24 protein-coding genes and 1 pseudogene are annotated in these 22,705 nt (G+C 59.5%); 19 read left to right on the forward strand and 6 right to left on the reverse strand.

Features of this window, described 5'->3' with window-relative positions:
- Positions 1-524: 524 nt before the first annotated feature.
- Positions 525-1,529 (reverse strand): LacI family DNA-binding transcriptional regulator, encoded by a 1,005-nt coding sequence (locus GR212_RS34540; protein ID WP_163994148.1) that lies wholly within the window; start codon positions 1,527-1,529, stop codon positions 525-527.
- 226 nt (positions 1,530-1,755) lie between these two features.
- Here GR212_RS34540 and GR212_RS34545 point away from each other — a divergent pair, with 226 nt between their 5' ends.
- The 4 genes from GR212_RS34545 to GR212_RS34560 all read left to right on the forward strand — a co-directional run bounded on the left by GR212_RS34545 (position 1,756) and on the right by GR212_RS34560 (position 6,484).
- Positions 1,756-2,895 carry a sugar ABC transporter substrate-binding protein gene (locus GR212_RS34545; protein ID WP_163994150.1) on the forward strand — a complete coding sequence of 380 codons (1,140 nt, stop codon included), beginning with the start codon at positions 1,756-1,758 and terminating at the stop codon, positions 2,893-2,895.
- Positions 2,896-2,973: 78 nt separating this feature from the next.
- Positions 2,974-4,512: a sugar ABC transporter ATP-binding protein gene (locus tag GR212_RS34550; RefSeq protein WP_163994152.1), complete on the forward strand. Its 1,539-nt coding sequence runs from the start codon at positions 2,974-2,976 to the stop codon at positions 4,510-4,512.
- Complete coding sequence (locus GR212_RS34555; RefSeq protein WP_163994155.1) at positions 4,509-5,504, forward strand: ABC transporter permease; 996 nt, start codon at positions 4,509-4,511, stop codon at positions 5,502-5,504. Before GR212_RS34550 ends, GR212_RS34555 begins: the two co-directional genes overlap by 4 nt.
- The gene (locus GR212_RS34560) at positions 5,501-6,484 is read left to right on the forward strand and encodes an ABC transporter permease (protein ID WP_163994157.1); all 984 of its coding nucleotides are present in this window, start codon (positions 5,501-5,503) and stop codon (positions 6,482-6,484) included. Before GR212_RS34555 ends, GR212_RS34560 begins: the two co-directional genes overlap by 4 nt.
- A gap of 820 nt (positions 6,485-7,304) precedes the next feature.
- Here GR212_RS34560 and GR212_RS34565 read toward each other — a convergent pair.
- The gene (locus GR212_RS34565; RefSeq protein ID WP_163994159.1) at positions 7,305-7,655 is read right to left on the reverse strand and encodes a MarR family transcriptional regulator; all 351 of its coding nucleotides are present in this window, start codon (positions 7,653-7,655) and stop codon (positions 7,305-7,307) included.
- 98 nt (positions 7,656-7,753) lie between these two features.
- On the opposite strand from GR212_RS34565, the gene GR212_RS34570 reads away from it, so the two are divergent.
- From GR212_RS34570 to virB11, 13 genes and pseudogenes are all read left to right on the forward strand, one after another.
- Positions 7,754-8,293, forward strand: a complete 540-nt coding sequence (locus GR212_RS34570) for a hypothetical protein (RefSeq protein WP_163994161.1) — start codon at positions 7,754-7,756, stop codon at positions 8,291-8,293.
- A 3-nt stretch (positions 8,294-8,296) separates the two neighbouring features.
- Positions 8,297-8,959: a lytic transglycosylase domain-containing protein gene (locus GR212_RS34575; protein WP_163994163.1), complete on the forward strand. Its 663-nt coding sequence runs from the start codon at positions 8,297-8,299 to the stop codon at positions 8,957-8,959.
- Positions 8,956-9,255 (forward strand): TrbC/VirB2 family protein, encoded by a 300-nt coding sequence (locus GR212_RS34580; RefSeq protein WP_163994165.1) that lies wholly within the window; start codon positions 8,956-8,958, stop codon positions 9,253-9,255. The genes GR212_RS34575 and GR212_RS34580 overlap by 4 nt, the downstream gene beginning before the upstream one ends.
- 5 nt (positions 9,256-9,260) lie before the next feature.
- Positions 9,261-9,599, forward strand: a complete 339-nt coding sequence (locus GR212_RS34585) for a type IV secretion system protein VirB3 (protein ID WP_163994167.1) — start codon at positions 9,261-9,263, stop codon at positions 9,597-9,599.
- The gene (locus GR212_RS34590) at positions 9,592-11,958 is read left to right on the forward strand and encodes a VirB4 family type IV secretion/conjugal transfer ATPase (RefSeq protein WP_163994169.1); all 2,367 of its coding nucleotides are present in this window, start codon (positions 9,592-9,594) and stop codon (positions 11,956-11,958) included. Before GR212_RS34585 ends, GR212_RS34590 begins: the two co-directional genes overlap by 8 nt.
- Entirely contained in the window at positions 11,955-12,656 is a 702-nt protein-coding gene (gene virB5, locus GR212_RS34595) for a P-type DNA transfer protein VirB5 (RefSeq protein WP_163994171.1), read from the forward strand. Before GR212_RS34590 ends, virB5 begins: the two co-directional genes overlap by 4 nt.
- Positions 12,653-12,886, forward strand: a complete 234-nt coding sequence (locus tag GR212_RS34600) for an EexN family lipoprotein (RefSeq protein ID WP_163994173.1) — start codon at positions 12,653-12,655, stop codon at positions 12,884-12,886. The genes virB5 and GR212_RS34600 overlap by 4 nt, the downstream gene beginning before the upstream one ends.
- Positions 12,887-12,889: 3 nt before the next feature.
- Positions 12,890-13,821 (forward strand): annotated as a pseudogene (locus GR212_RS34605) (type IV secretion system protein).
- Between the two features lie 39 nt (positions 13,822-13,860).
- Complete coding sequence (locus GR212_RS34610) at positions 13,861-14,145, forward strand: hypothetical protein (RefSeq protein WP_163994175.1); 285 nt, start codon at positions 13,861-13,863, stop codon at positions 14,143-14,145.
- Position 14,146: 1 nt separating this feature from the next.
- Entirely contained in the window at positions 14,147-14,818 is a 672-nt protein-coding gene (locus GR212_RS34615; protein WP_163994177.1) for a virB8 family protein, read from the forward strand.
- Positions 14,815-15,672: a P-type conjugative transfer protein VirB9 gene (gene virB9, locus GR212_RS34620; RefSeq protein WP_163994179.1), complete on the forward strand. Its 858-nt coding sequence runs from the start codon at positions 14,815-14,817 to the stop codon at positions 15,670-15,672. The genes GR212_RS34615 and virB9 overlap by 4 nt, the downstream gene beginning before the upstream one ends.
- An 8-nt stretch (positions 15,673-15,680) precedes the next feature.
- On the forward strand, positions 15,681-16,853 hold the full coding sequence (gene virB10 / locus GR212_RS34625) for a type IV secretion system protein VirB10 (RefSeq protein ID WP_163994181.1): 1,173 nt from the start codon (positions 15,681-15,683) through the stop codon (positions 16,851-16,853).
- A gap of 8 nt (positions 16,854-16,861) precedes the next feature.
- A complete protein-coding gene (gene virB11 / locus GR212_RS34630) occupies positions 16,862-17,869 on the forward strand; it encodes a P-type DNA transfer ATPase VirB11 (protein WP_163994183.1) in 1,008 nt (335 codons plus the stop codon).
- 198 nt (positions 17,870-18,067) lie between these two features.
- On the opposite strand, the gene GR212_RS34635 is transcribed toward virB11, so the two are convergent.
- Positions 18,068-18,508: an RrF2 family transcriptional regulator gene (locus GR212_RS34635; RefSeq protein ID WP_163994186.1), complete on the reverse strand. Its 441-nt coding sequence runs from the start codon at positions 18,506-18,508 to the stop codon at positions 18,068-18,070.
- A gap of 174 nt (positions 18,509-18,682) precedes the next feature.
- On the opposite strand from GR212_RS34635, the gene GR212_RS34640 reads away from it, so the two are divergent.
- Entirely contained in the window at positions 18,683-19,654 is a 972-nt protein-coding gene (locus GR212_RS34640) for an alpha/beta fold hydrolase (protein WP_163994187.1), read from the forward strand.
- A 120-nt stretch (positions 19,655-19,774) separates the two neighbouring features.
- Here GR212_RS34640 and GR212_RS34645 read toward each other — a convergent pair whose 3' ends face one another.
- The 3 genes from GR212_RS34645 to GR212_RS34655 are packed head-to-tail and all read right to left on the reverse strand — an operon-like array spanning position 19,775 to position 21,529.
- Positions 19,775-20,629 (reverse strand): MBL fold metallo-hydrolase, encoded by an 855-nt coding sequence (locus tag GR212_RS34645; protein WP_163994189.1) that lies wholly within the window; start codon positions 20,627-20,629, stop codon positions 19,775-19,777.
- A gap of 21 nt (positions 20,630-20,650) precedes the next feature.
- A complete protein-coding gene (locus GR212_RS34650) occupies positions 20,651-20,977 on the reverse strand; it encodes a hypothetical protein (RefSeq protein WP_163994191.1) in 327 nt (108 codons plus the stop codon).
- A 6-nt stretch (positions 20,978-20,983) separates the two neighbouring features.
- Positions 20,984-21,529, reverse strand: coding sequence for a sugar ABC transporter (locus GR212_RS34655; RefSeq protein ID WP_163994193.1), 546 nt, complete (start codon positions 21,527-21,529; stop codon positions 20,984-20,986).
- A 170-nt stretch (positions 21,530-21,699) separates the two neighbouring features.
- Here GR212_RS34655 and GR212_RS34660 point away from each other — a divergent pair, with 170 nt between their 5' ends.
- Positions 21,700-22,599, forward strand: coding sequence for a LysR substrate-binding domain-containing protein (locus tag GR212_RS34660; protein WP_163994195.1), 900 nt, complete (start codon positions 21,700-21,702; stop codon positions 22,597-22,599).
- Positions 22,600-22,705 lie beyond the last annotated feature (106 nt).

Here is a 22,705-nt window from a genome sequence, read left to right on the forward strand (position 1 = left end):
GACGGGCCTAAGCGTGGGCGCAAGGCAAAGGTATAAAACATCGAAAACGGTGAAGTCTGCGGATGCGGGCTTCACTCGTGTTCTAGGCGGTCTCCCCAACCACCTTTTTGGGCTGGGCAATGCCGGTCCGCTTTCTCGAGCCAAAGCATATCTTCTCTGCTGAGCGGACATCCCTTCTGGCGATCAATAACATGACCAGCGATTTTCGGCTCCCGCCATGTTCTTTTGGGAGATATCCTTTGATCAGCATCGGCACCGCAAAGGCGATATAATATAGGACGATCAACTCAGGAAGCCGCAATCGTGTCGCTATTCCATCTGCAAAAGATCGTGCACCAAGAAACGTAGCGACCGACAGGGAAATTCGTCGCAGTCACGCGATACGATCCGAGGGTCAGAACCCCGTGCAGCTTGGCGATTGCTCCTTCAATGGGCTGCGCGTGCATCGCCCACAGTTCCGCAGCCAGTTCGCGCTCGAAATCAGCCGCCAGGCTCTCGGCTTCCCGGGCTCCGGTGCAGTCGCCTCAATCGCCTGTGCTCTCCCGCGCCTTGACTTCGAAACCCAGATCGATGCGCTCGACGGCTGGGCGCGTGCTGGCGTGGATCGCTGCAAGCACCTTTTCGGCAGCGAGCTTACCGGTCTCGTAGCGTCGGGAGGCGATCGATGAGAGAGAAGGTGACGCGCAGGCGGCGAATTCCAGGTCATGAAAGCCGATGATCGAGATATTGTACGGGATTCCGATGCCGCGCTTGCGGCATTCCTGCATGGCGCCAAGCGCGAGATTATCGTCCGTGCAGAAGATTGCTTCGGGCATCTTCATGCAGTTCAACATTTCCGCGCAGAGGGCCGAACCGAGTGCAATCGAGCTATGGCGTGGCCTCTGCGTCACCAGCTCGAAGTCCTCCAAACCGGCTTCGCGCATTGCGAGATAGTAGCCATCGAGCCGCGACTGCGAGCGATGGTCGAGATTGCCGCTCAGAAAAGCGATCCGTTTAAAACCACGCTGGATGAGATGCTGCGTCGCCGCACGCCCGGCGCTTTCTTGCGACATGCCGATATTGATGTCGATTGGATCCTGCGAGAGTTCGAGCGTTTCTACAACCGGGAGATGGGCGCGGGTCAGGAGCTGCCGCGCATGGGTCGTGTGATGGATGCCGGCAATAATGACTGCTTCCACCCGCTGGCCGAGCAAAGCCTTGATGGCATTCTCCTCTTCGATTTCCGAGTAGCGGCTGTTGACGACGATGACCTGGAAGCCGGCATCGACGAGTATCTCATGCAATGCCAGCAGATATTCGGCGAAGATAACGTTGTATAGCGTCGGAACGATCACGCCGATGGCATGGCTTCGGGCTGAGGCGAGCCTGCTTGCGGCTATATTCGGCACATAGCCAAGCTCCTTGACGGCGGAGTTTACACGCTGACGAAGTGGTTCCGAAACGGAATCGGGCTTGCGGAGAACCCGGGAGACGGTGATCGGACTGACACCGGCAAGACTTGCCACATCATCCAATGTTACACGGCGCATGGAATAGTTTTCCCTCAAAATTTCGATATTGCTGCAGTAGCGAATAGAATAAGTTCAGTTATGCCATAGTTGACAGCGCTATCAAATTGAAATTGACAGCGCTGTCTACTGTGTTACCTTTTTTCTCGTTCCGGATATGGATGGGAATGGAGCCTTCCGGACCAAGCACGCCAATCTATTCATATTGGAAGGGCGGCCCCAGTTCGCCCATGGAGGAGGACATTCCATGCTTAAGAGATTGAAGGCGAAGCCCATCGGGCTCGCGTGCCTTTCCGTACCCATGCTCGCCCTGCTTTGCACAACCGCCGCTGCGGCGCCGAAGGTCGTTTCCGGCCCGGCGGCCGACCCCAAGTGCATGACCCCCTGGGCATCCGACACGCAGTTCCTTCAGTTTCCGAAGAAGGACGGGCCCTACCGGATCGCGCTTGCCAACGGCTATATCGCCAATACCTGGCGCATCCAGATGGTACAGACTGCCAAGGCTTACGCTGCGCAGCCCGACGTCAAGGCAAAGCTGAAGGAGTTCAAGGTCGTCTCTACGGGTGAGGATGTTCCCGCCCAAATTTCCGCGATCAACAACTTTATTGATGCCGGCTATGACGCGATCGTCGTCGATGCTCAGAACCCGACCGCCTTCGGTCCCGTCATCAAGCGCGCCAAGGAAGCTGGCGTCGTCCTGGTCGCCTTCGACAATACGCTCGACACCAAGGATGCGATCAATGTCAACGTCGACCAGAAGGGCCTTGGCGTCATCTGGGGCGATTGGCTGGTCAAGCACATGCCGAACGGCGGCAAGGTGCTGGAAGTCCGTGGCGTCGCGGGCACCTCGGTCGATACCGATCGCCACGACGGCATCAAGGAAACGCTGGACGCCTCAGGCAAGAAGTTCAACGTGACGGAGGTCGTCGGCAAATGGGATGACGGCGTCGCCCAAAAGGCGACTGCCGATGCAATCGCGACCAATGGTCCGTTTGATGGTGTCACGGCGCAGGGCGGCGATACCGGCGTCGTGCAGGCAATGATCGATGCCAAGCATCCTTTTGTACCCTTCGGCGGCGAGACGGAGAATGGTTTTCGCAAGTTCTGCGCCGCGCATGCCGCTGATGGCCTGAAGTGCACCTCCGCAGGCACGGGGCCGGCCCAGGTCGCCGTTGCGATCAAGACGGCGATTGCTGCGCTCGAAGGGCAGGTGATCCCACAGGCAATCAAGCTGCCGACCGCGCTCGTGTCGGATCCAGACTTCAAGGAAGGTCAGGATTATTATCCGAAGGAGTCCGACAACTTCTTCGTCGGCAACGCATTCCCCACCTGCGGCATCAATTTCACGGCGCAGGAAATCATGGGGCAGAACAAGGAAAATCAGTAAGCCGCTTCATTCGTCATGGTAGCTGCGGGCGCCTCGCCCGCAGCACTTGCCTTCACTATGACCGCAGGAGACGAGCGCTTGAGCTTATCTGAACCCCTTTTCCGGATGGACAGCATATCCAAGCGATATGGCGGCGTCATCGCTCTGAAGGATGCCAGCATCTCGATCCGCTCGGGCGCGATCCATGCCGTCCTAGGTGAAAACGGCGCCGGTAAATCGACGCTCATCAAGATTATGGCCGGCGCGGTAGTGCCCGATGAAGGGCGCATGCTGCTCGACGGCCGGGAGGTTTCCTTCTCGACGCCAGCGGCGGCGATGGCGTCAGGCATCGTCTGCGTCTTTCAGGAGCTATCGCTCATTCCGGATCTTTCGGTCGCCGACAATATCGTCATCAGCAATCCACCTCTGCGCTTCGGCATGATCGACAGGCGCAGGCAGCGTACCATCGCGCAAGATGCGCTCGCGCGGGCTGGGGCTTCTGATATTCACCCCTCCTCGCTAGTGAAGGACCTGCCGTTGTCGCGTCGCCAGATCGTGGAGATCGCCAAGGCGCTTGCCCGCAAGCCGCGTCTGCTGATCCTCGACGAAGCGACGTCGGCGCTGACGCAATCCGATGTCGAGAACGTGTTCGGCGTCCTGAAACGGCTGCGCGCCGAAGGCATGGCGCTGATCTACATCTCGCATCGCATGCACGAGATTGCCGCGCTGGCAGACGACTGCACGGTCTTCCGCAATGGCCGCAGCATCGAATCTTATCCGGCCGGCAGCAAGACCGACCAGCAGGTGGTCGAGCTGATGATCGGGCGGGAATACGTCAATGTCTTCCCGCCCAAGCCGGCTGCGGCGCCGGATCGCGCTCCCGTGCTGTCTTGCCGAAACCTATCCTGGGGCGATCGTTTGTCCAATATCAGCTTCGATGTCCGCCCCGGCGAGATCATCGCTATTGGCGGCCTGGATGGGCAGGGGCAGCGCGAATTGCTGCTGGCTCTCTTCGGCGTGCTGCGAGACCTCAAGGGTACGATCGCCGTCGCCGGGCAGCCGGTGGCGTTTAGAAGCCCGAAGGAGGCTAAGTCGGGTGAGACATCGATCGCGCTAATCCCGGAGGATCGCAAGACGGAGGGGTTGATGCTACCAATGACGGTGCGTGAAAACCTCTCCATCGCCGCGCTTCGCAGCGTGTCGAAAAGCGGCATCATCGACCGCGGCGTCGAGTTGGCCCGGATCGACGAGCTGTTGAAATTGCTCGCGATCAAGGCGGCAACTATCGACATGCCGGTCGGGGCGCTCTCGGGCGGCAACCAGCAGAAGGTCGTTATCGCCAAATGGCTGATGAACCGGCCGAAGATCATTCTGCTCAACGATCCCACGCGCGGTATAGACGTCGGCACCAAGCAGGAAATCTACGCCCTGCTGCGCAAGCTCGCGGATGCCGGGGCAGCAATTATCTTCTATTCCACCGACTACGATGAACTGATCGGCTGCGGCGACCGGGTGCTCGTCATGTATGACGGCAGCATCATCCGTACGCTGGAGGGCAGCGAGATCAACGAACGCGAACTGATCGCCAGCGCGCTCAACGTCAATTCGCGCGCAATCGAACAAAGGATCGGGAAATGAGCACCAAGTCTTCTGGCGACTGGCGGTTCTGGTATGCGCAGCACAAGGGCACGCTGTTTGCGGCCGCTCTCTTCGTGGTCATGTTCGTAGTTTACGTCAGCAATCATCCGGCCGGCTTTACTCCGAATGTCGTGCAGACGGCGGCCAACAAGGCGACGCTTCTCGCCTTCGTTGCCATGGCGCAATGCTTCGTCGTGATTACGGCAGGCATCGATCTCTCCGCTGGTATGATCTTAATCCTCTGCAATTGCCTGGCCTCCTGGCTCGTCGTTGGCTCACCGCTACAGACGGGCATGGGCATCATCGCCGTTCTCATGGCCGGCCTTGCCTGCGGCATGCTGAATGGCCTCATCATCATCTTTGGCCGCTTGCAGCCGATCGTCACGACGATCGCGACGAGCGCGGTCTTCTTTGGCCTGGCGCTTCTCCTGCGCCCATCGCCTGGCGGATCGGTGAACGAGGATCTTGCCGATGCTTTTACCTCCAAGCTTTTCGGCGTCGTCCCGGCAAGCCTGGTTGTCCTCGCTCTGACGATTCTGATCATATGGGTGCCCTTTAAGCGGTCGGTTCTCGGGCGCGCAGCCTATGCGGCGGGATCCTCGGAAACGGCTGCCTACATGTCTGGCATGCCAATCAAACGGGCAAAACTGGTAGCCTATGCGCTTGGCGGCCTGCTTTCGGCAATCGGCGGCCTTTATCTGACCTTCTTCTCCTACACCGGCGAGGCGGCCTTCGCGAGCGGCAATGCCTATACACTTTATTCGATCGCGGCCGTCGTACTCGGAGGCGTGTCACTTGCCGGCGGAAAGGGCAGCGCAATCGGTGCTGTTTTCGGTGCACTTGCCTTTCGCACCATCGGCGACCTTCTATTCGTCTTTGACCTCGATCCACTCTGGCAGCCGCTATTCCAGGGGGTCGTGCTGATGGTAGCAATCAGCATCGGCTGCATCGGCTTGGCGCGCGTACGCAACAGGCTGGAGTGGTTTCAATGAGTGAGGATGCGTCGGCCATGCGGCAATCCATGATCCCCGCCCGCCTTCGCGGCATCGATCCCGCCGTGGCGATCGCCTTCGGATGCATCATCCTGCTGCTGCTCGGCGGGTCGCTCTATTCGCGCAACTTCCTGTCGCCCGACTATCTGTTGCAGCAGCTCAAGGTCGCCTCCTTCCTCGGCGTCATCGCAACCGGCATGATGATGGTAATCCTGCTCGGACAAATTGATCTTTCCGTGCCCTGGGTGGTGACGGCAGGGGCAATGATGGCCTGCGCGGCCACCGCCTACGGGTCGGCCGGCTCTGCCTTCGCCATACCTTTCGGCATTTTGTGTGGTGCCGCGATCGGCGCGTTCAACGGCGCCGCCGTTGCCTATCTGCGCATCCCCTCGATGATTATCACGCTTGCGACGAATGCCGTCGTGCAAGGGTTGATGGTCGTCTATACGGGGGGCTTTTCGCCACAGGATTCCGCCACGGCGGCGATGCGTTTTATTGCCACGGGCTATATTATCCCCGCCGTTCCGAACGGCGTCCTCGTCTGGCTGGTCATCGGTGTTCTTGCGATCTTCCTTTTGACCCGAACGACTTTCGGGCGATCGCTCTACGCAATCGGTAACCGCGAGCGCGCTGCCTATCTCTCCGGCATCGATACGCGTCGCATCACGTTGCTTGCCTTCGTCATATCGGGTGCGCTAAGCGCGCTAGCCGGCGTTTTGCTTGCAGGCTATGCTTCCAAGGCCTCACAGTCGATGGGGGATGCGTATCTGTTGCCCTCGATCGCAGCAGTCGTGCTCGGCGGCACCCATGTTCTGGGAGGCAAGGGCTCCTATCTCGGAACGATTGCCGGTGTCATTCTTATAACCCTGCTCCAATCTATCCTGTCCGTGATGCAGATCGAGGAAGCCGGACGTCAACTGATATACGGCACCGTAATCGTGTTTATGCTCCTGCTTTATGGCCGGCAGAAGTTGGAATAAACACCCACTGAGCGAGAATGCCATCGCAACAATGCTGTCGATTTCGGCTAGGAACTGGCCAGGTTGACCCGGAAACGGTCGTCGGATCACACTATCGCGCAACAGTGGATCAGGATGAGTTGCGACGAGATCATCCGCGCCAAGTCCGTTTCGAGGCGTAGCGGGTGAAATGCTTCCCTCTCATCGAGAAGCGTGTGAGCCCGCGTTGTTGTCTCGCCCAGTTGCGTCGGCACGGCTATCCCGAACCTCGGAAATCTGCGTCTATCGGATGCCCTTTCGTGACAACGCAAGATGGCGCCATATGCGTAAAAACAACCTGAAAGTCGGGGGCACCGCGCCGCGGCCTGCTCGGTATCTGAGGTGAAGCCTATCTGCATCGCTGCTGCATGTCGCTCGATCAGGCAGATCAGTCGAGGGTCATCGACCGGGGCCGGCCCGATCTCTGGCTCAGCGAATGCGAGGGTATGCAACACTGTTGCAGGAAGAGCCCGACGCGATGACCGGATTATTGTTGTTCCAAAGGCCAGCCACGTCACTTCTCCTAGGTTGTTTTGGGTCACTGGGCCCGTCCGTCGCCTGCTTTTGCGGACGATTGCCTTCACGCGTCGAATTCTGAAATGATCGGCACATCGAGGCTATGGTCGACCTTCCGGCCCACGTTGCTCGTGAACTGGCGAATGATTTCCTCATAGGAATATCGCTGAGCCGCAGTGCTGCAGCCTCCTGGGATAGACGCTTTTTATATCTGCACACCAAGTCCTGGTGATTCGCTGAGGCACTATATTACTGACCAAAATAAGTCAGTTTAACTTGAAATTAATCAGCTTTCGAAGGCGCTTATCTTCTTCAGGATATCAGCAGATATCTCGAATTGGCGCGCAGTTCCTCGGCCCATGGAATTTGTCCCCATGGTTTCCGTCAGCATTCCTCTCCTCACGAGGAGGTCGACCGTCTCTTTCGCACCACTTCGGGTGAGGTCGGTAACTTCTATGATATTTGAAAGAGTTAGCTTCTGGTGGGCTTGGGTCATTGTGTAGAGGATGGTCATCATGCCGATCTCTTTCAGCCGTGCCTGGGGCGTTTCTTCCTCAAGTGGATGATCGAGGATTTCATGAAGAATGAGTCCGGAAAAGGCAAGGTTGCGCAATTGCGTCTTGAGAGCTCTTGTCATGTCATTTAACTGTGTTATATAAGTTAGTAAAATGGCGCCTCGCTGGAGCTGAACGTTGCTTCCGCACGCGGCTGTCATCGTCTCGGAAAGTGCTGTCCATGAAAAGCCTTCTGCTCAATGTTCTGCTATCTATCGCCTGCATACTACCATCCTATCTGATTTCCCGCAGCAATGCGCGGGCTGAAGATTGGGGATGCCAGGTCATTTTGTGTCTTTCCAATCCGGGCGGGCCAACCCAGTATGCGGAATGCCGGCCTCCGATCCAGAAACTCTGGAGCGAGCTTGCCAAAGGACACTCGTTTCCAACGTGCAGCGGCGTCGGCTTTCGCAGTTCGCGTCCTGGTTACGAGCCCTACTATTGCGATGCCGGCTATCGGCTGTCGGGGAGCTACGGCCCGCGCGGTGAGGAAGCAACCTGTATTGCGACCTCCCTCCAGCGTGTGAGCAATTCGCTTTGCTCCTATGACCGCAACAATTATGGCAACGACTCCGGCTCGGTCCTGTCACCGCGTTGGCAACGCGAGGGCGGCCGTCTTCTATGCATGGCCTATCCGATAGCGCGCCCGAACGTGCGATCACAACCGCACTATGTCGACGTGACCATAGACGGCGTCGGCCAGCAGCGCGTGTGGTACTGATCCATGGCCGCCGCATTCGCCGATATTGCACAAAGCTGCGCGCCAATGGTCCAGGTGGAAATGCTGGCCGGCGTCGTGAGCCTGGAGAGCAAGTTCCTCCCCTTCGCCATCCGCATCAATAGCGGGGAGCCGCTGCCTTCGCAACCTTCCACCAAGGCCGAGGCCATCGAGCTCGCCACATCGCTGATCGCCGATCACCAGGATATCCAGATCGGACTTGGCGGTATCGGCACGGAAGAACTCCGCAAACTGAACCTCTCCGTTTCCGATGCCTTCGACCCTTGCCAGAACCTTAAGGCCACGGCGACGCTGCTCGACGGCTACTATCGTCTTGCCCTGCACGCCGGCGCCGGTCCGGCGCAGGCCGAAAAGGTGATGCTGCAGTCCTACTATGGACGCGACGACCCCTCCGTCGGTGCCATGATCAAATATGACGAGCAAGTGCGGCGTGAAGCCAAACGTCTCTCGCCGAAACTCGCCTCCCTTACCGTCGCCGGACCGGACGACCAAGCTGCACCTGCCGACGAACCTCGGGATCAGGAGGAACAATCCAACCCGAGGCAGCTCTCCCAAACCGAAGAACCTGCATCATGGAATGTCTTCACATCCAGACGCCGGTCCTCGGTTCTCGTTTTCCAGAATGACCGATCGGAGCAAAGCGAATGATCTTCACAAGCCGTATCCGCCCCTTTGCCGCCCCCGCGCTCATGGCCGCGGCCATTGTCGTCTGCATGGTCGAACCGGCCTTTGCGCAGTCCGCCGGCATCGAAACCGTGCTGCAAAACATCGTGACGATGCTCACGGGCAACATCGCTAAACTGCTGGCGGTGATCGCGATCATCATCATCTGCATCGCCTGGATGTTCGGCTACATGGATCTGCGCCGGGCCGGTTTCTGGATCATCGGTATCGGCGGCATTTTCGGCGCCACCGAACTGGTCAACACCATCGTCGGCGGCTGACGTCGATGGTAAGCGCTCCTACCCTCGAAGAAGACACGTTGTTCCTGGCCTGCACGCGCCCGGCAATGATTGCCGGCGTGACCATGGAAGCGATGGGCATCAACATCATGCTGACGACCATCCTCTATATCACCGCCGGGTCGATCGCCTACTTGGCTGTCGGTGTGGTCTTCCATCTCGTGTTCCGGGCGCTCGTCAAGCATGACCACAACATGTTCCGCATCCTGATCGCCTGGGTCGAGACCCGCGGCCGCTCGCGTAACGCCTCCTATTGGGGTGGCGCAACACTCTCGCCGCTGACGCTTGTCCGGCGCTACGACGAAAGGGATCTGAGCCTTGCCTAGCATAGCGAAACTGCAGTCCCGCGAGCTCGGGCCGGAGACCTTCATCCCTTATGTTCGCCATGTCGACGAGACGATCATCGTCCTCGATTCCCGCGCGTTGATGACCGTGCTCGTGCTCGAAGGCGTCTCCTTTGAAACCGCCGACATTCTGGATCTCAACGGCCTGCACCGCAGCCTGAACACGCTCTACCGCAATATCGCCGATGAGCGATTGGCGCTGTGGACGCATGTCATCCGCCGACGTGACAACGACTATCCCGAGGGACACTTCGCCAATCGCTTTTCCGACGGTCTCAATGCCAGATATCGTGAGCGGATGGTGCGTGAAGACCTGTTTCGCAACGACCTTTATATCACCCTCGTCTGGTATCCGAGCCGTGACCCCACTGACAGAGCTGCCAATCTTCTCTCTCGCCTTCGCAAAGCCCGCCGGTCCGGCGCCGAGCTGGACGAGACCGCGCTCAAGCACCTGCGTGACAAGGTTCTCGATGTCACCGCCGGGCTGAAGCGCTTTTCTCCCCGCACCCTGTCGCTTTGCGACCATGACGGCATCCTGTTCTGCGAGCCGAGCGAGTTTCTCCACCAGCTCGTCGGTGGGCGACGCGAGCCTTTGCCCCTGACGGAGGGACGAATCTCTTCGGCGATCTACTCGGACCGGGTGATCTTCGGTCGCGAGACGGTCGAAATCCGCCATGCGGCAGACACCCGCTATGCCGGCATGTTCGGTTTCAAGGAATATCCGGCAACCACGCGCAGCGGCATGCTCGACGGCATCCTGACCGCACCCTTCGAGCTCATTCTGACGCAGTCCTTTGCCTTCACCTCGAAGGCGGATGCCCGCACGATCATGGGCCGCAAGCAAAACCAGATGGTAAGTGCCGGCGACAAGGCGGCCTCGCAGATCGATGAGCTTGGTGAGGCGATGGACGATCTCGAATCCAACCGCTTCGTCGTAGGTGAGCATCATCTTGGCCTCACGGTCTTTGCGCCGTCGGTCAAGGACCTGACCGACCATATGGCAAAGGCACGCGCCCATCTCACCAGCGGAGGCGCTGTCGTCGCTCGCGAGGATCTCGGGCTCGAGGCCGCCTGGTGGGCGCAACTGCCGGGCAACTTGCGCTATCGGGCGCGCTCGGGAGCGATCACGTCGCGCAATTTCGCAGCGCTCTCGCCCTATCATTCCTATCCGACCGGCCAGAAAGACGGCAATGAATGGGGACCGGCTGTCGCCATGCTGAAGACGGCCTCCGGCTCGCCGTTCTATTTCAACTTCCATCACAGCGATCTCGGCAACACCTTTGTCTGTGGACCATCGGGTACGGGCAAGACGGTGCTCCTGAACTTCATGCTCTCCCAACTTGAGAAGCACGATCCCCATATGGTGTTCTTCGACAAGGACAGGGGGGCCGATCTGTTCGTTCGCGCCGCCGGCGGTACCTACCTGCCGCTCAGAAACGGCGTGCCGACCGGCTGCGCGCCATTGAAGGCGCTCGACCTGACGGCGGAGAACCGGATCTTCCTCACCCGCTGGATCGGCAAGCTGGTCGGAGCGGCGACACGGGATCTGACCGTCACCGAGCTGCGGGACATCGCCTCGGCCGTCGATGGTCTGGCGGACCTTCCCGTCGAGCGCCGCTCCATCGGCGCCCTGCGCACCTTCCTCAACAACACCGATCCCGAAGGTATCGCCTCGCGGCTCCGGCGGTGGGAGAGGGGAGGGCCGCTCGGCTGGGTCTTCGACAACGATCTGGACGATATCGGGATCGGCGCCAAATTCATCGGCTACGACATGACGGACTTCCTCGACAACGAGGAGATTCGCACGCCGTTGATGACCTACCTCTTTTACCGCATCGAGCAACTGATCGACGGACGCCGGATCATCATCGTCATCGACGAATTCTGGAAGGCGCTGCAGGACGAAGGTTTCCGCGAGCTCGCCCAGAACAAGCTGAAGACGATCCGCAAACAAAACGGGCTCATGCTGTTTGCGACCCAGAGCCCACGCGACGCCATTGTCTCGCCGATCGCCCACACCATCATCGAGCAGTGCCCGACGCAAATCTTCCTGCCGAATCCGCGAGGAGACCGTGCTGACTATGTCGATGGCTTCAAGCTGACCGAACGCGAATTCGAGCTGATCTCACGTGAGCTGTCGGTCGAAAGCCGGCGGTTCATCGTCAAGCAGGGCCACAACAGCGTCGTCGCAGAGTTGAACCTCAACGGCTTCGGCGACGAGCTCGCCATTTTGTCCGGTCGAACGGCGAATGTGGAGCTGGCAGACACCATTCGCGCTGAGATTGGCGAGGGACGCGAGGACTGGTTTGCCGTGTTCCAGGAAAGAAGGAGGAAAGCATGATCCGTACAGGCAGCATTCGGCTCTTTCTGGCATCGACCGCCTTCCTGGCATCGGTCAGTCTGACATTTGCCCAGGGCATTCCCGTTATCGACGAGTCAGCGATCGCCAAGCAGATCGAGAGCATCACCCAGCTCAAGTCGCAGCTCGATGCCCTGAACCAGCAGCTCCGGCAGGCCCAGCAGCTCTACGGTTCGCTGAACAAGATCACCAACATGGCCGACGTCGCCGGTTTGCTGAACGATCCGTCGATCCGCAAGGCGCTTCCGCAGGACTTCAACGCCATTGAGGGTCTGTTCAGGGGCTCGGGCACCGGCGTCTTCGGCGACTCCGCTTCGAAATTCCTTCAGGACAATTCCACCTATCGCACCAGCGCGAACGATTTCTACGCGCAGGAGCTTTCGCGCATCCAGAACCAGAACGCCGGGCAGATGAGCCTCGGCCAGCAGATCTATGATGCCGCCACCAAGCGCATCGACGGCATCGACCAGCTCCGCCAGCAGATATCGAGTGCAGCGGATGCCAAGGATATCGCCGATCTGCAGGCCCGCCTGCAGGCTGAAACCGCCTTCCTGCAAACCGACGTTCTTCGTATGCAAGGCCTGCAGATGGTGCAGCAGGCCCAGGTGCAGGTCGATGACCAGCGCAAGGCCGAGGACTGGCGCCAGCGTATGGACACGATGGGAGCGGCGCTCAAATGAGGTGGCTCATTGCGGTCGCGGTCGTGTTTCTCCTCTCAGGCTGCTCCCCTGAGACGGAGAAAGTCTACACCGTCGATGAACTGGTCGCCGACGATGCGCTTCTGACGAAGATCATCGGGGAATGCCGCAACAATCCGGGCGAGCTTCACGATACCCCCAATTGCCGCAATGCCGAGGCCGACGACGGCAAGCTTCGTCTCGAGCGCATGCGCAAATCGTTCGGAGGTTGACCGATGTATGAAGTGTTCAGCTTCGTCGACGGGCAGTTCAAGGCGCCTCTGGAAAATTTCATTTCCTCCGGCACCTCGAATATTGCCAATTGGATCAGCGGCCCGCTGACGGCCGCGTTGACCCTCTATGTCGTGCTCTATGGATATCTTGTGCTGCGCGGCTCGGTGCAAGAGCCGATCCTGGAATTCGCCTTTCGGGCGATGAAGCTCGCCATCATCGTCATGCTGGTCAGGAGCGCCAGCGACTACCAGACCTACGTCACCAATATCTTCTTCGACACCTTGCCGCGTGAGATATCGCAGGCGCTGAACTCCGGGACCGCGCCGAGCGCCTCCACCTTCGACAGCCTGCTGGACAAGGGTCAGAAGTGCGCCTACGAGATTTGGTCTCGTGCCTCCTGGCCAGTCGATATCGTCACCGGCGTCGGCGGTATGCTGGTGATCGGCGCAAGCTTCCTCGTCGCCGCAATCGGCTACATCGTCTCGCTCTATGCGCGGCTGGCGCTTGCCATCATCCTGGCGATCGGGCCGATCTTTATCGCGCTCGCGATGTTCCAGCCGACCCGGAGGTTCACCGAATCCTGGATCGGTCAGCTTGTAAACTTCGTCATCCTGCAGGTGCTCGTCGTCGCCATCGGCTCGCTGCTGATAACCTGCATCGACACGACGTTCACCGCAATCGAGGGCTACAGCGATGTCCTGATGCGCCCGATCGCACTTTGCGCCATCTGCATCGCCGCCCTCTACGTCTTCTATCAGCTGCCCGGTATCGCCTCGGCCCTCGCCGCCGGGGGCGCGTCGCTGACCTATGGCTATGGCGCCGCGCGCGACGCACACGAAAGCACGCTCGCCTGGGCCGCCTCTCACACGGCGAGGGCGTCGGCCGCGGAACGCGTGCCGCCGGCCGCCGGCTGACACCGAACCGGGCGGAATAACAGCCTCGATATCAATGAAATTGGACAGGTTATTTTTAGATGCCCCGTATGCTTTTGTCGCTTCTGCTGACCGCGAGCCTCGCAGGCTGCGGTTCGATCTCCCATCCGCTCCCCAAATGTGACGGCTATTCCCGCCGGCCGCTCAACCGCTCCATGTGGCAATGGGAGGGCGACGGAAAGACCGACCAGTCCGCCACCGGAGCTATCCCCACGGACCCGGCGAGCCATGCCGCTTCCTTTGCGGAGGAGCCCGCCTCGGTGACGCCGGCAGCCTTCGCGCATTTCGACGTCGCCGGCTCCTATCGTCCCTGCGAGGTCAAATGACATGGTGAGCACCGACAGTCTGAAGAGCTATTTCGAGAAGGCCCGCCGGTTCGATCAGGATCGGCTGATCCAGGTCGAGCGCTCTGCCCGCATCGCCTGGTTCGTCGCGATTTCCGCCAGCGTCATTGCGGTCGTCTCCGTCTTCGCCATCGCCGGCCTGACGCCTTTGAAGACGGTGGAGCCGTTCGTCGTGCGGGTCGACAATTCGACCGGCATCGTCGATGTGGTCTCCGCGCTCACCTCGACCGCCGGCACCTATGACGAGGCGGTGACGAAGTATTTCGCAGCCAAATATGTCCGCGCCCGCGAAGGATATGTGTCGAGCGAGGCCGAGGATAATTTCCGCACGGTGGCGCTCCTGTCGACTCAGCCCGAGCAGACCCACTTCGCGACGGTCTACCGTGGCAGCAACCCGGAATCGCCGCAGAATATTTATGGCCGGAGCGCGACCTCGCGGATCAACATCGTTTCGATCTCGCTCATAAACGCCAATGTGGCCTCCGTCCGATATATGCAAACCGTCACCCGCGGCGAGGATGTCCGCATCACCCATTGGGTGGCGACGCTCACCTTCTCCTATGCCAACGCTCCGATGTCTTCCACCGACCGGCTGGTCAACCCTCTGGGTTTCGTCGTCAGCGATTATCGCGCCGATCCGGAGGCCATCAATTGAGACTGCATTTTGTCATACCGTTCGCTCTCGCCGCAGGGCTGTCGTCGTCTGCCTTCGCTCTCGACATCCCGCGCGGGGCGTCCCAGGACAGCCGCATCCGCTTCGTCGACTATCAGCCCTACAACATCACGAAGATCGTCGGCACCTTGCGATCGTCGGTGCAGATCGAGTTCGCTCCGGATGAGGAAATCGCCCATGTGGCGCTGGGCAACAGCGTCGCATGGGAAGTGGCGCCGGCCGGCAACATCCTGTTTCTGAAACCTCGGGAAAACCAGCCGGTGACGAATATCTCGGTCGTCACCACAAGACGGGACGGCTCGACCCGCAGCTACCAGATGGAGCTGACCGTCCGCGATGGCACCGTCGAGGCCGGGCAGAACACCTATTTCTATGTAAAGTACCGCTATCCGGCGGATGACGCAGAGCGCCGAAAGCTGGAGGCTGCCGCTCGTGCTCAGGCCGCCCAGGCCGGCGACGCCGATCGCGTCCTGTCCCTGCACGAAGCCTATGGGCCGCGCAACTGGCGTTACTCGGCGCAAGGCGCGCAGGCGCTCGAGCCGCAGGCCGTCTACGACAACGGCAAGGTCACTACCTTCGCTTTCGTCGGAAATCAGGAAATGCCGGCGATCTATATGGAAAACTCCGACGGCACCGAAAGCCTGGTCCCGAAGTCCGTGGACGGCAATCTCGTGCTGGTCCACGCCATTAGTCGCAAGTTCATTCTGCGCCGGGGTGGCGATGTCCTTTGCGTCTTCAACGAGGCCTACGACCGCGTCGGCATCAATCCCGAAACGAATACGACGTCACCGTCGGTCGAGCGCGTCGTCAAGACCCAGCCCGGCGCAGCGCAATAGGAGGTGTCATGGCCGACGAAGAGATCACCCAGATTCCCGGCGAGCGCGCCGAGACGTCGACCGGCCGCCGGCTCGACAACAATCCGATCCTCAAGCGTGGTGCGGTTGCCGTGGCGATCGTCGCCTTTGTTGCCTTTGCCCTCTGGTCGATGCGCGGAAACAACAAGCCGTCGGACGCGCAGCCGGAGCGGGTCGTCATCCGTCAGACGTCGGATTTCGAGCCGGCCAAGGAGCCGGTCCAGCCGGTGACGGCGCCAACCGAGGTCGAGCTTCCGACACCCGTCGTCACCGAGCAGACGCCCACTGACAACGACAAACTGCTCGACGCCGCGCGTCGCGCTCCTGTCATGGCGTATGGCGCCGAGAAAACGCCGACCGCCAGGCGACAGCAAAATGATGCCAATACCGACCCCAACTCTAACTATGTTCCGCTCGGAAACACGCCTGGCAGCTTCACGGGGCAGGGCGAGAACGAAGACCAGCGCTTCAATCGCATGCTGACGCCGACACAATTGCAGGGATCGCGCGCCGGCACGCTCGGTAACCGCGATTTTATTGTCGCGATGGGGACCTCGATTCCGTGCGTCCTGGAGACGGCGCTTTCCTCCGATCAGCCCGGGTTCACGAGCTGCGTCATCAACCGCGATGTCCTGTCGGACAACGGCAGGGTCGTGTTGATGGAGAAGGGAACGCAGGTCGTCGGCGAATATCGCGGCGGCCTTCGCCGCGGGCAGAAACGGCTCTTCGTCCTCTGGAACCGGGCAAAGACACCCACAGGCGTGATCATCACCCTGGCGTCGCCGGCAACCGATGCTCTTGGCCGGGCCGGTGTCGATGGCTACATCGACATCCACTGGTGGGAGCGGTTCGGCAGCGCCATCCTGTTGTCGATCGTCGGCGATGCCAGCTCCTATGCCAGCAGCCAGCTACAGGATAGTAATGGCGAAGCCCAGAACACGACCAGCGCCGGACAGCAGGCCGCTGCCATCGCTGTCGAACAGTCGATCAATATTCCCCCGACGCTCGAAAAGCATCAAGGCGAGCTCGTTTCCATCTTCGTGGCGCGCGATCTCGATTTTTCCAGTGTCTACCGTCTTCGTGTCACCGAGCCCCGGAACCGCATCTACGACCGCGCCGTGCTCGGCGACTTCAGCCCGGCCTCGACGTTGGTCACGAAGTAGGGGATGCGATGATCGAAGCAGCAGACTCCGGGGTGGTGCGCGAATTGCTGCTACCATTTTCACGGTTCCTTCGTGACAAGGCGCTGTACGAGGTTATCGTCAACAAGCCTGGAAAAGTCGTCACCGAGGGGACCGACGGATGGCAGACACACGACATGCCAGACCTATCCTACGACAGGTTGATGCGCCTCGCGCGGGCCATCGCAAGTTTCTCCAGCCAGTCTATCGATGAAACCCACCCGATCCTGTCGGCGACCTTGCCGGACGACGAACGCATCCAGGTCGTCATCCCGCCGGCAACGGCAAAGGGAACGGTGAGCATCACCATCCGCAAGCCCTCGTCCGTCTCTCTCAGTCTCGACGATCTCGATCATGGCGGATTGTTTGCCGATGTCGTGCGAACCGAAGAGGCCGGCGGCCAATCCGATCAAACGTTGTTGGAACTCTACCGGACCGGTGCCTACAAGCAGTTCCTTCGGGAAGCGGTGCTGGCGCGGAAAAACATCATCATTTCCGGTGCGACCGGATCGGGCAAAACGACGTTATCGAAAGCGCTGATCCGGCATATTCCGGAGAGTGAACGGATCATCTCCATCGAGGATACGCCGGAGCTAGTCATCCCGCAGCCGAACCACGTCCGGCTCTTCTATTCGAAGGGCGGGCAGGGGACGGCCAGGATTGGTGCCAAGGACCTGCTCGAATCCTGCTTGCGCATGCGGCCGGATCGGATCCTGTTGCAGGAGCTTCGCGATGGGACGGCCTTTTATTACATCCGCAATGTAAACTCCGGGCATCAGGGATCGATCACGACGGTCCACGCCGACTCTGCTCGCCTGGCCTTCGAGCAGCTGACATTGCTGGTAAAGGAATCGGAAGGCGGCGGAGACCTCGAGCGGCATGACATTCGCGAGATGCTGACGATTGCAATCGACGTCATTGTCCAATGTAAACGCGTCGACGGGCGGTTTCGGGTGACCGAGATTTACTATCGGGATGCTTACGAGGTGGAAAAATAGCACGGGGTCTGATCGACGGTTGGTATGCGGCCACTGACCATACCGTTCCGACGGGTTAAGACATCGTTCGACTTTGATGCTGAGGAGTGAGGGGACTACAAGCGGCAAGCCGCTCGCGCCTTGACTGAAAGCCAATAGTCGATGATCGTAACTATGGTGGAAGCCGCAACTACGTACTAGCAGCGGCCGTACGGCACCCTATTGCGTATGTGCTGACCCAATACCTTCGGCAAGTGCAATATCGGCGATGTGCGCGAGTGTCGTCGAAGCGTATTTTGCCAGGAGCTGGGCCTCCGCAGCTACATGCGCCTCTTCGAGCACGGCGTTGGAGGCGCGTTCTACCGGACAGTTGGGATGATCCCGCGAGATGGGGGCTGTGATGATCGCGCCTTCGTTCAAGGCCTGCTGCACGTCCAGCACGGTGATCTGATCGAGCGACCGCTTGAGTTTCCAACCTCCGCCGCGCCCTCCCTCGGACTCGACGATCCCATGATCGCGCAACGCTCCAAGTGTGCGGCGCACCACAACCGGATTGGTATTGAGCATCTGTGCAATCCGCTCTGACGTTTCCCTGCCTCCGAGCAATCCCATATGCACCAGCACATGCAGCATCCTGGCAAGCCGGCCATCGGTTCTCATCGCTCACCTTTCCGCAACAATAATTGTTACGATATATTGACTTTCAATCGTTTGCGTAACACAAACAGTTACGCAATTAAAGGAGCGTAGATGCGACGCCACCGGTTTCTCGTCATGTCGACGGATCTGATCGTCTCCGCTTCAACTATCCCAGCATCCAGCTAAGAGGCTCCGATGAAAGAGACCACTATCCAGACTCGTACCATTAACATGAGCATCTTCGATGCGGGGAGTGGCCCGCTGGTCCTGCTCTGCCACGGCTTCCCTGAAACCAAGCATGCCTGGCGACACCAGATCGAGGCTCTGGCGCAGGCAGGCTATCGCGCCGTTGCGCCGGATATGAGAGGTTACGGCAAAACCGACGCCCCGGAGCGCTCGGATCAATATACTGTTTTGCACGCCGTCGGCGACCTCGTTGCGCTGCTCGATGCCCTCGGCGAGAAAACGGCTGTTATCGTCGGCCACGATTGGGGAGCGACGATCGCCTGGCAAGCCGCGCTGACGCGGCCCGACCGGTTCCGCGCGATCGTGGCGTTGAGCGTGCCTATGATGGGGCTGCCGCCCGTACCGCCTTCGAAGATTTTCCCGCAGAACGACGAGGCCTTATTCTACGCCCTCTATTTCCAGGAACCGGACGGCGCCGAAGTCGAATTCAATCGGGACGTCCGCTTGACGCTCCATAAGCTCATCTTCGCGGCCAGCGGCGAAGCAGGCCTACGCAAACCGGGCGGCAGCACGCCGAACCCCTTTTGCATGGTCATGCGGAGCACAGGCTTGCTGCCGGGACTGCCGGATCCGGCCGCGCTGCCGGACTGGCTGCCTTCAGAAGACTTCGAGCAATTGGTTGGCGCGTTCGAGGCGTCGGGCTTCGCCGGTGGATTGAACTATTATCGCAATCTGGATCGCAATTGGGAGCTGCAACAGGCCAATGCCGGCCAGACAGTCAACGTGCCGGCGCTGTTCATGATTGGGGAGCGCGACACCGGACTCAGCATCCCCGGCATGGATCAAATCATCGCTGGCATGCCGAGCCTGATTCCGGACCTTCGCGGATCTCATACTATTCAAGGTGCTGGCCACTGGCTCCAGCAGGAGCGGCCCACTGAGGTGTTGGAACTGACCCTTGGGTTTCTAAGGCAGCTTTAGGATCAACGGAATCGTCTCGTTTGGGGCCGGAAGGGGACTGACAGCTCCTAAGAAGGCTCTCGCGAAAATTGGACATCCGAGATGCTGATGCGGACGTTCGGGATCGGGCCAAGGCGGATGTCAGATATGTCGCGAAGATCCCACATACCTGACGCCGTAATTTCCATCCATTCGCTCGATCAGCGTGAAACCGAGTTCACCAAGATGCATCCCCGCTATCAGCAACCGTTCCGAACTGGCGAGGTCCAGCAGCCTTTTGCGTGTTTCGGCGGCAAGAAGCGCATCCTGATCGAATGCGATCGACACATCCGGTCGCGGAACCTGAATCTGGGGGAAATGGACAATATCTCCCCAGACCAACAGATTCAGGCCGCAGGATTCGAGACGATAACCGGTGTGCCCTTCGGTGTGGCCCGGAAGCAGCATGGCCGTCACGCCGGGAAACACCTCACCGGCATCGAAAGTGCGCAGTCTGTCGCGATAGCAGTCGAACGCCTGACGCGCCAAGAGGAAGTTGCCACGAGCACGCTCGGGCGCGCGGCTCAGATTACCGTCATCCTGCCAGAATGCGACTTCCCGATGGTGAGCGCCAAGCTCGGCATTTGGAAAGGCGGCTTCTCCTGAAGTATCCACCAGCCCTCCGACATGATCGGGATGGGCATGCGTCAACAGGATCGTGTCGATCTCGGAAGGCTGGACGCCGGCCAGCGCGAGATTGGCCTTCAGCAGGCCGCCCCATTGCTTGAAACCGCCCGCTCCTGCGTCGATCAGGATCGTGCGGCCGTCTCCACGCACCAGATAGCAACCGATATGGATCGCGGTGTGATCCTTTACTCCTGCATTTGCCTGCATGCTGGAGGCATCTGCTGCGTCGATATTCGACAGCAGAGCGAGGCTGCCAGCGAGATAACCATCGCTGATGGCCGTGATTACTAGGTCGCCGACCTGCTGGCTAGGAAATGCAATATTTGTCACCGGTTCTCTCCGAGCTTCCAATCAATTTCGCGCGTGAATGTTCGACGCTGCATAGCCGAAGCAACGGATGCGCGCGGTGAGGTCAAGATTGCGCCTGATGGCATCATCCAGGCCCTCCATGAACTGATCCATCACCTTCGGCGTCCGAAAGGGTTCGAGGCGATATTGGATTTCTGCAAAGACGGGGTGCCCCCGCCCATGCCGAACAGCGACATAGGCGACATGCACATTCACCAACGCGGCTCGGAGGATGCCGATGCAGAGTTCGGTGCACTGCTCCGTGAGGGCCGCGAGTGCTCCGTCCGGCGGCATTCTGTCTGAGGGGATGAAGATCGTAACATTCGGCATCGGCACTTACCGTGCCTTCGCGAAGGCGACGCTATCGTTACTCATCAATTGTGCCGTCATCGGCTCATAGATATGGACGTCTTCCCGCAGTTGCTCAAGGTCAGACGTCTGGGCGCGCTCGACCTTGGCAAGCCAGCGGTATTCGGGGAACTTCTCCATGGCGACCGCGTGCATCGCTTGTGGATTGAGGCCCAGCCGGATCAGAGGCTCGGGGCCCTTTGCGCTCAACGCCAGATATTCGCCCTTACCGATTGCCGGCGCTCGATCGACGCCATCATAAAGGTTTCGGTGCCAGTCGGTAATGTGCTGCTGCCAGCGCGCAAAATTGCCACCGCCCTTTTGGCGATATTCCTCGCCCGTCAGAATATCGAGGCCATCGATGGAATGAATGGCGAGATAGACAGGGCAGCCATGGCTCAACGCCTTGAAGCGCTGTGAGGTGTGAAAGCCGTTCACCGAAATGAGGGCCGGCAACTTCTCCAGGCTATAGAAGTCATTCCATTCCGCTTCGCTATCTGCATCGGCGAAGCTGCATTCTACCGTATAGATCATCGTATCACCTCCGACCGAACGCACATGGCTTCAGGTCTTGTTTCTCATTGAGATTTAATCATGATAGAACGGCGATCGACGCCAATATATCGATATCGGATCATGCTTCAGTGATCTAATATCAAGGTAACGGTGGATCGTATGCCGAACCATCATGCCAAGAGCCGCCCATGCGCCGCAAGATTCCAAGCAATTCCGCGCTCATGGCGTTCGAAGCATCGGCTCGTCATGGAAGCTTCGCTCGCGCGGCCGACGAGCTGGCCCTGACCGAGGGAGCAATCAGTCGCCAGATAGGCCGGCTCGAAGCTTTCCTGGGTGTCACGCTCTTCGAGCGGGTCGGTAATCGTGTTCGGCTTTTGCCGAATGGAGAGCGCTATGCCGTTCAGGTTCGAGAGTCACTCGACCGGCTGGAGCGTGATAGTCAATATCTGATGGGCGAGCCGAGCGACGGCGGAAGCATCGACATTGCTACGATCCCGACCTTCGCCGCGCGCTGGCTTATCCCTCGTCTGGCTCGGTTCCAGGAAGAGCAACCGAATATCATCGTGCATCTTGCTGAACGCATGGAGCCTTTTGTCCTTGCGGGAAGCGGTTTCGACGCTGCGATCCATTTCGAGCATCCGGCATGGAGCGGAATGAGAACGCACCGGCTGCTGCATGAAATGTTGGTTCCTGTTTGTAATCCCGTACTTCTCGATAGAGGGGAGGGCGTGGCATCCCTCGATGAACTCCCACGCCTTCATCGGCGCCAGAACCCAGATGCCTGGCAACGCTATGCGCAGGAGACCGGGGTCGCGCTGACCAATCCCGCGATCGGTCCCCGGTATGATCTTCACATTATGCTGATTGAGGCCGCGCTGGCCGGACTTGGCGTCGCGCTGGTGCCGCGCCTCTATGTTGAAACAGAATTGGCGGAAGGGCGCTTGATCGCACCTTGGCCCGATGGCCGATCGATCTCCAAAACCTTCTGCCTCATCCTGCCGGAGCCGATCCGATTGAGTGAAGGACCAATGCAGGTTTTTGCGAATTGGCTTATTAAGGAAGGGCAGTCGGCAAACTCCATGCTTTGAGGCAGCTCTTGATATTGCCGAGAAAGTCCCGATTGGTGCGGAACTTCCATTCCCGACTTTTGCGACATCGCAAAATAGGTAGACTTGCGGCGACCACAATGCCTCA

The organism is Martinezella lusitana (genome assembly GCF_010668395.1).
In the GTDB taxonomy this organism is placed as follows: Bacteria; Pseudomonadota; Alphaproteobacteria; order Rhizobiales; family Rhizobiaceae; genus Rhizobium; species Rhizobium lusitanum_A.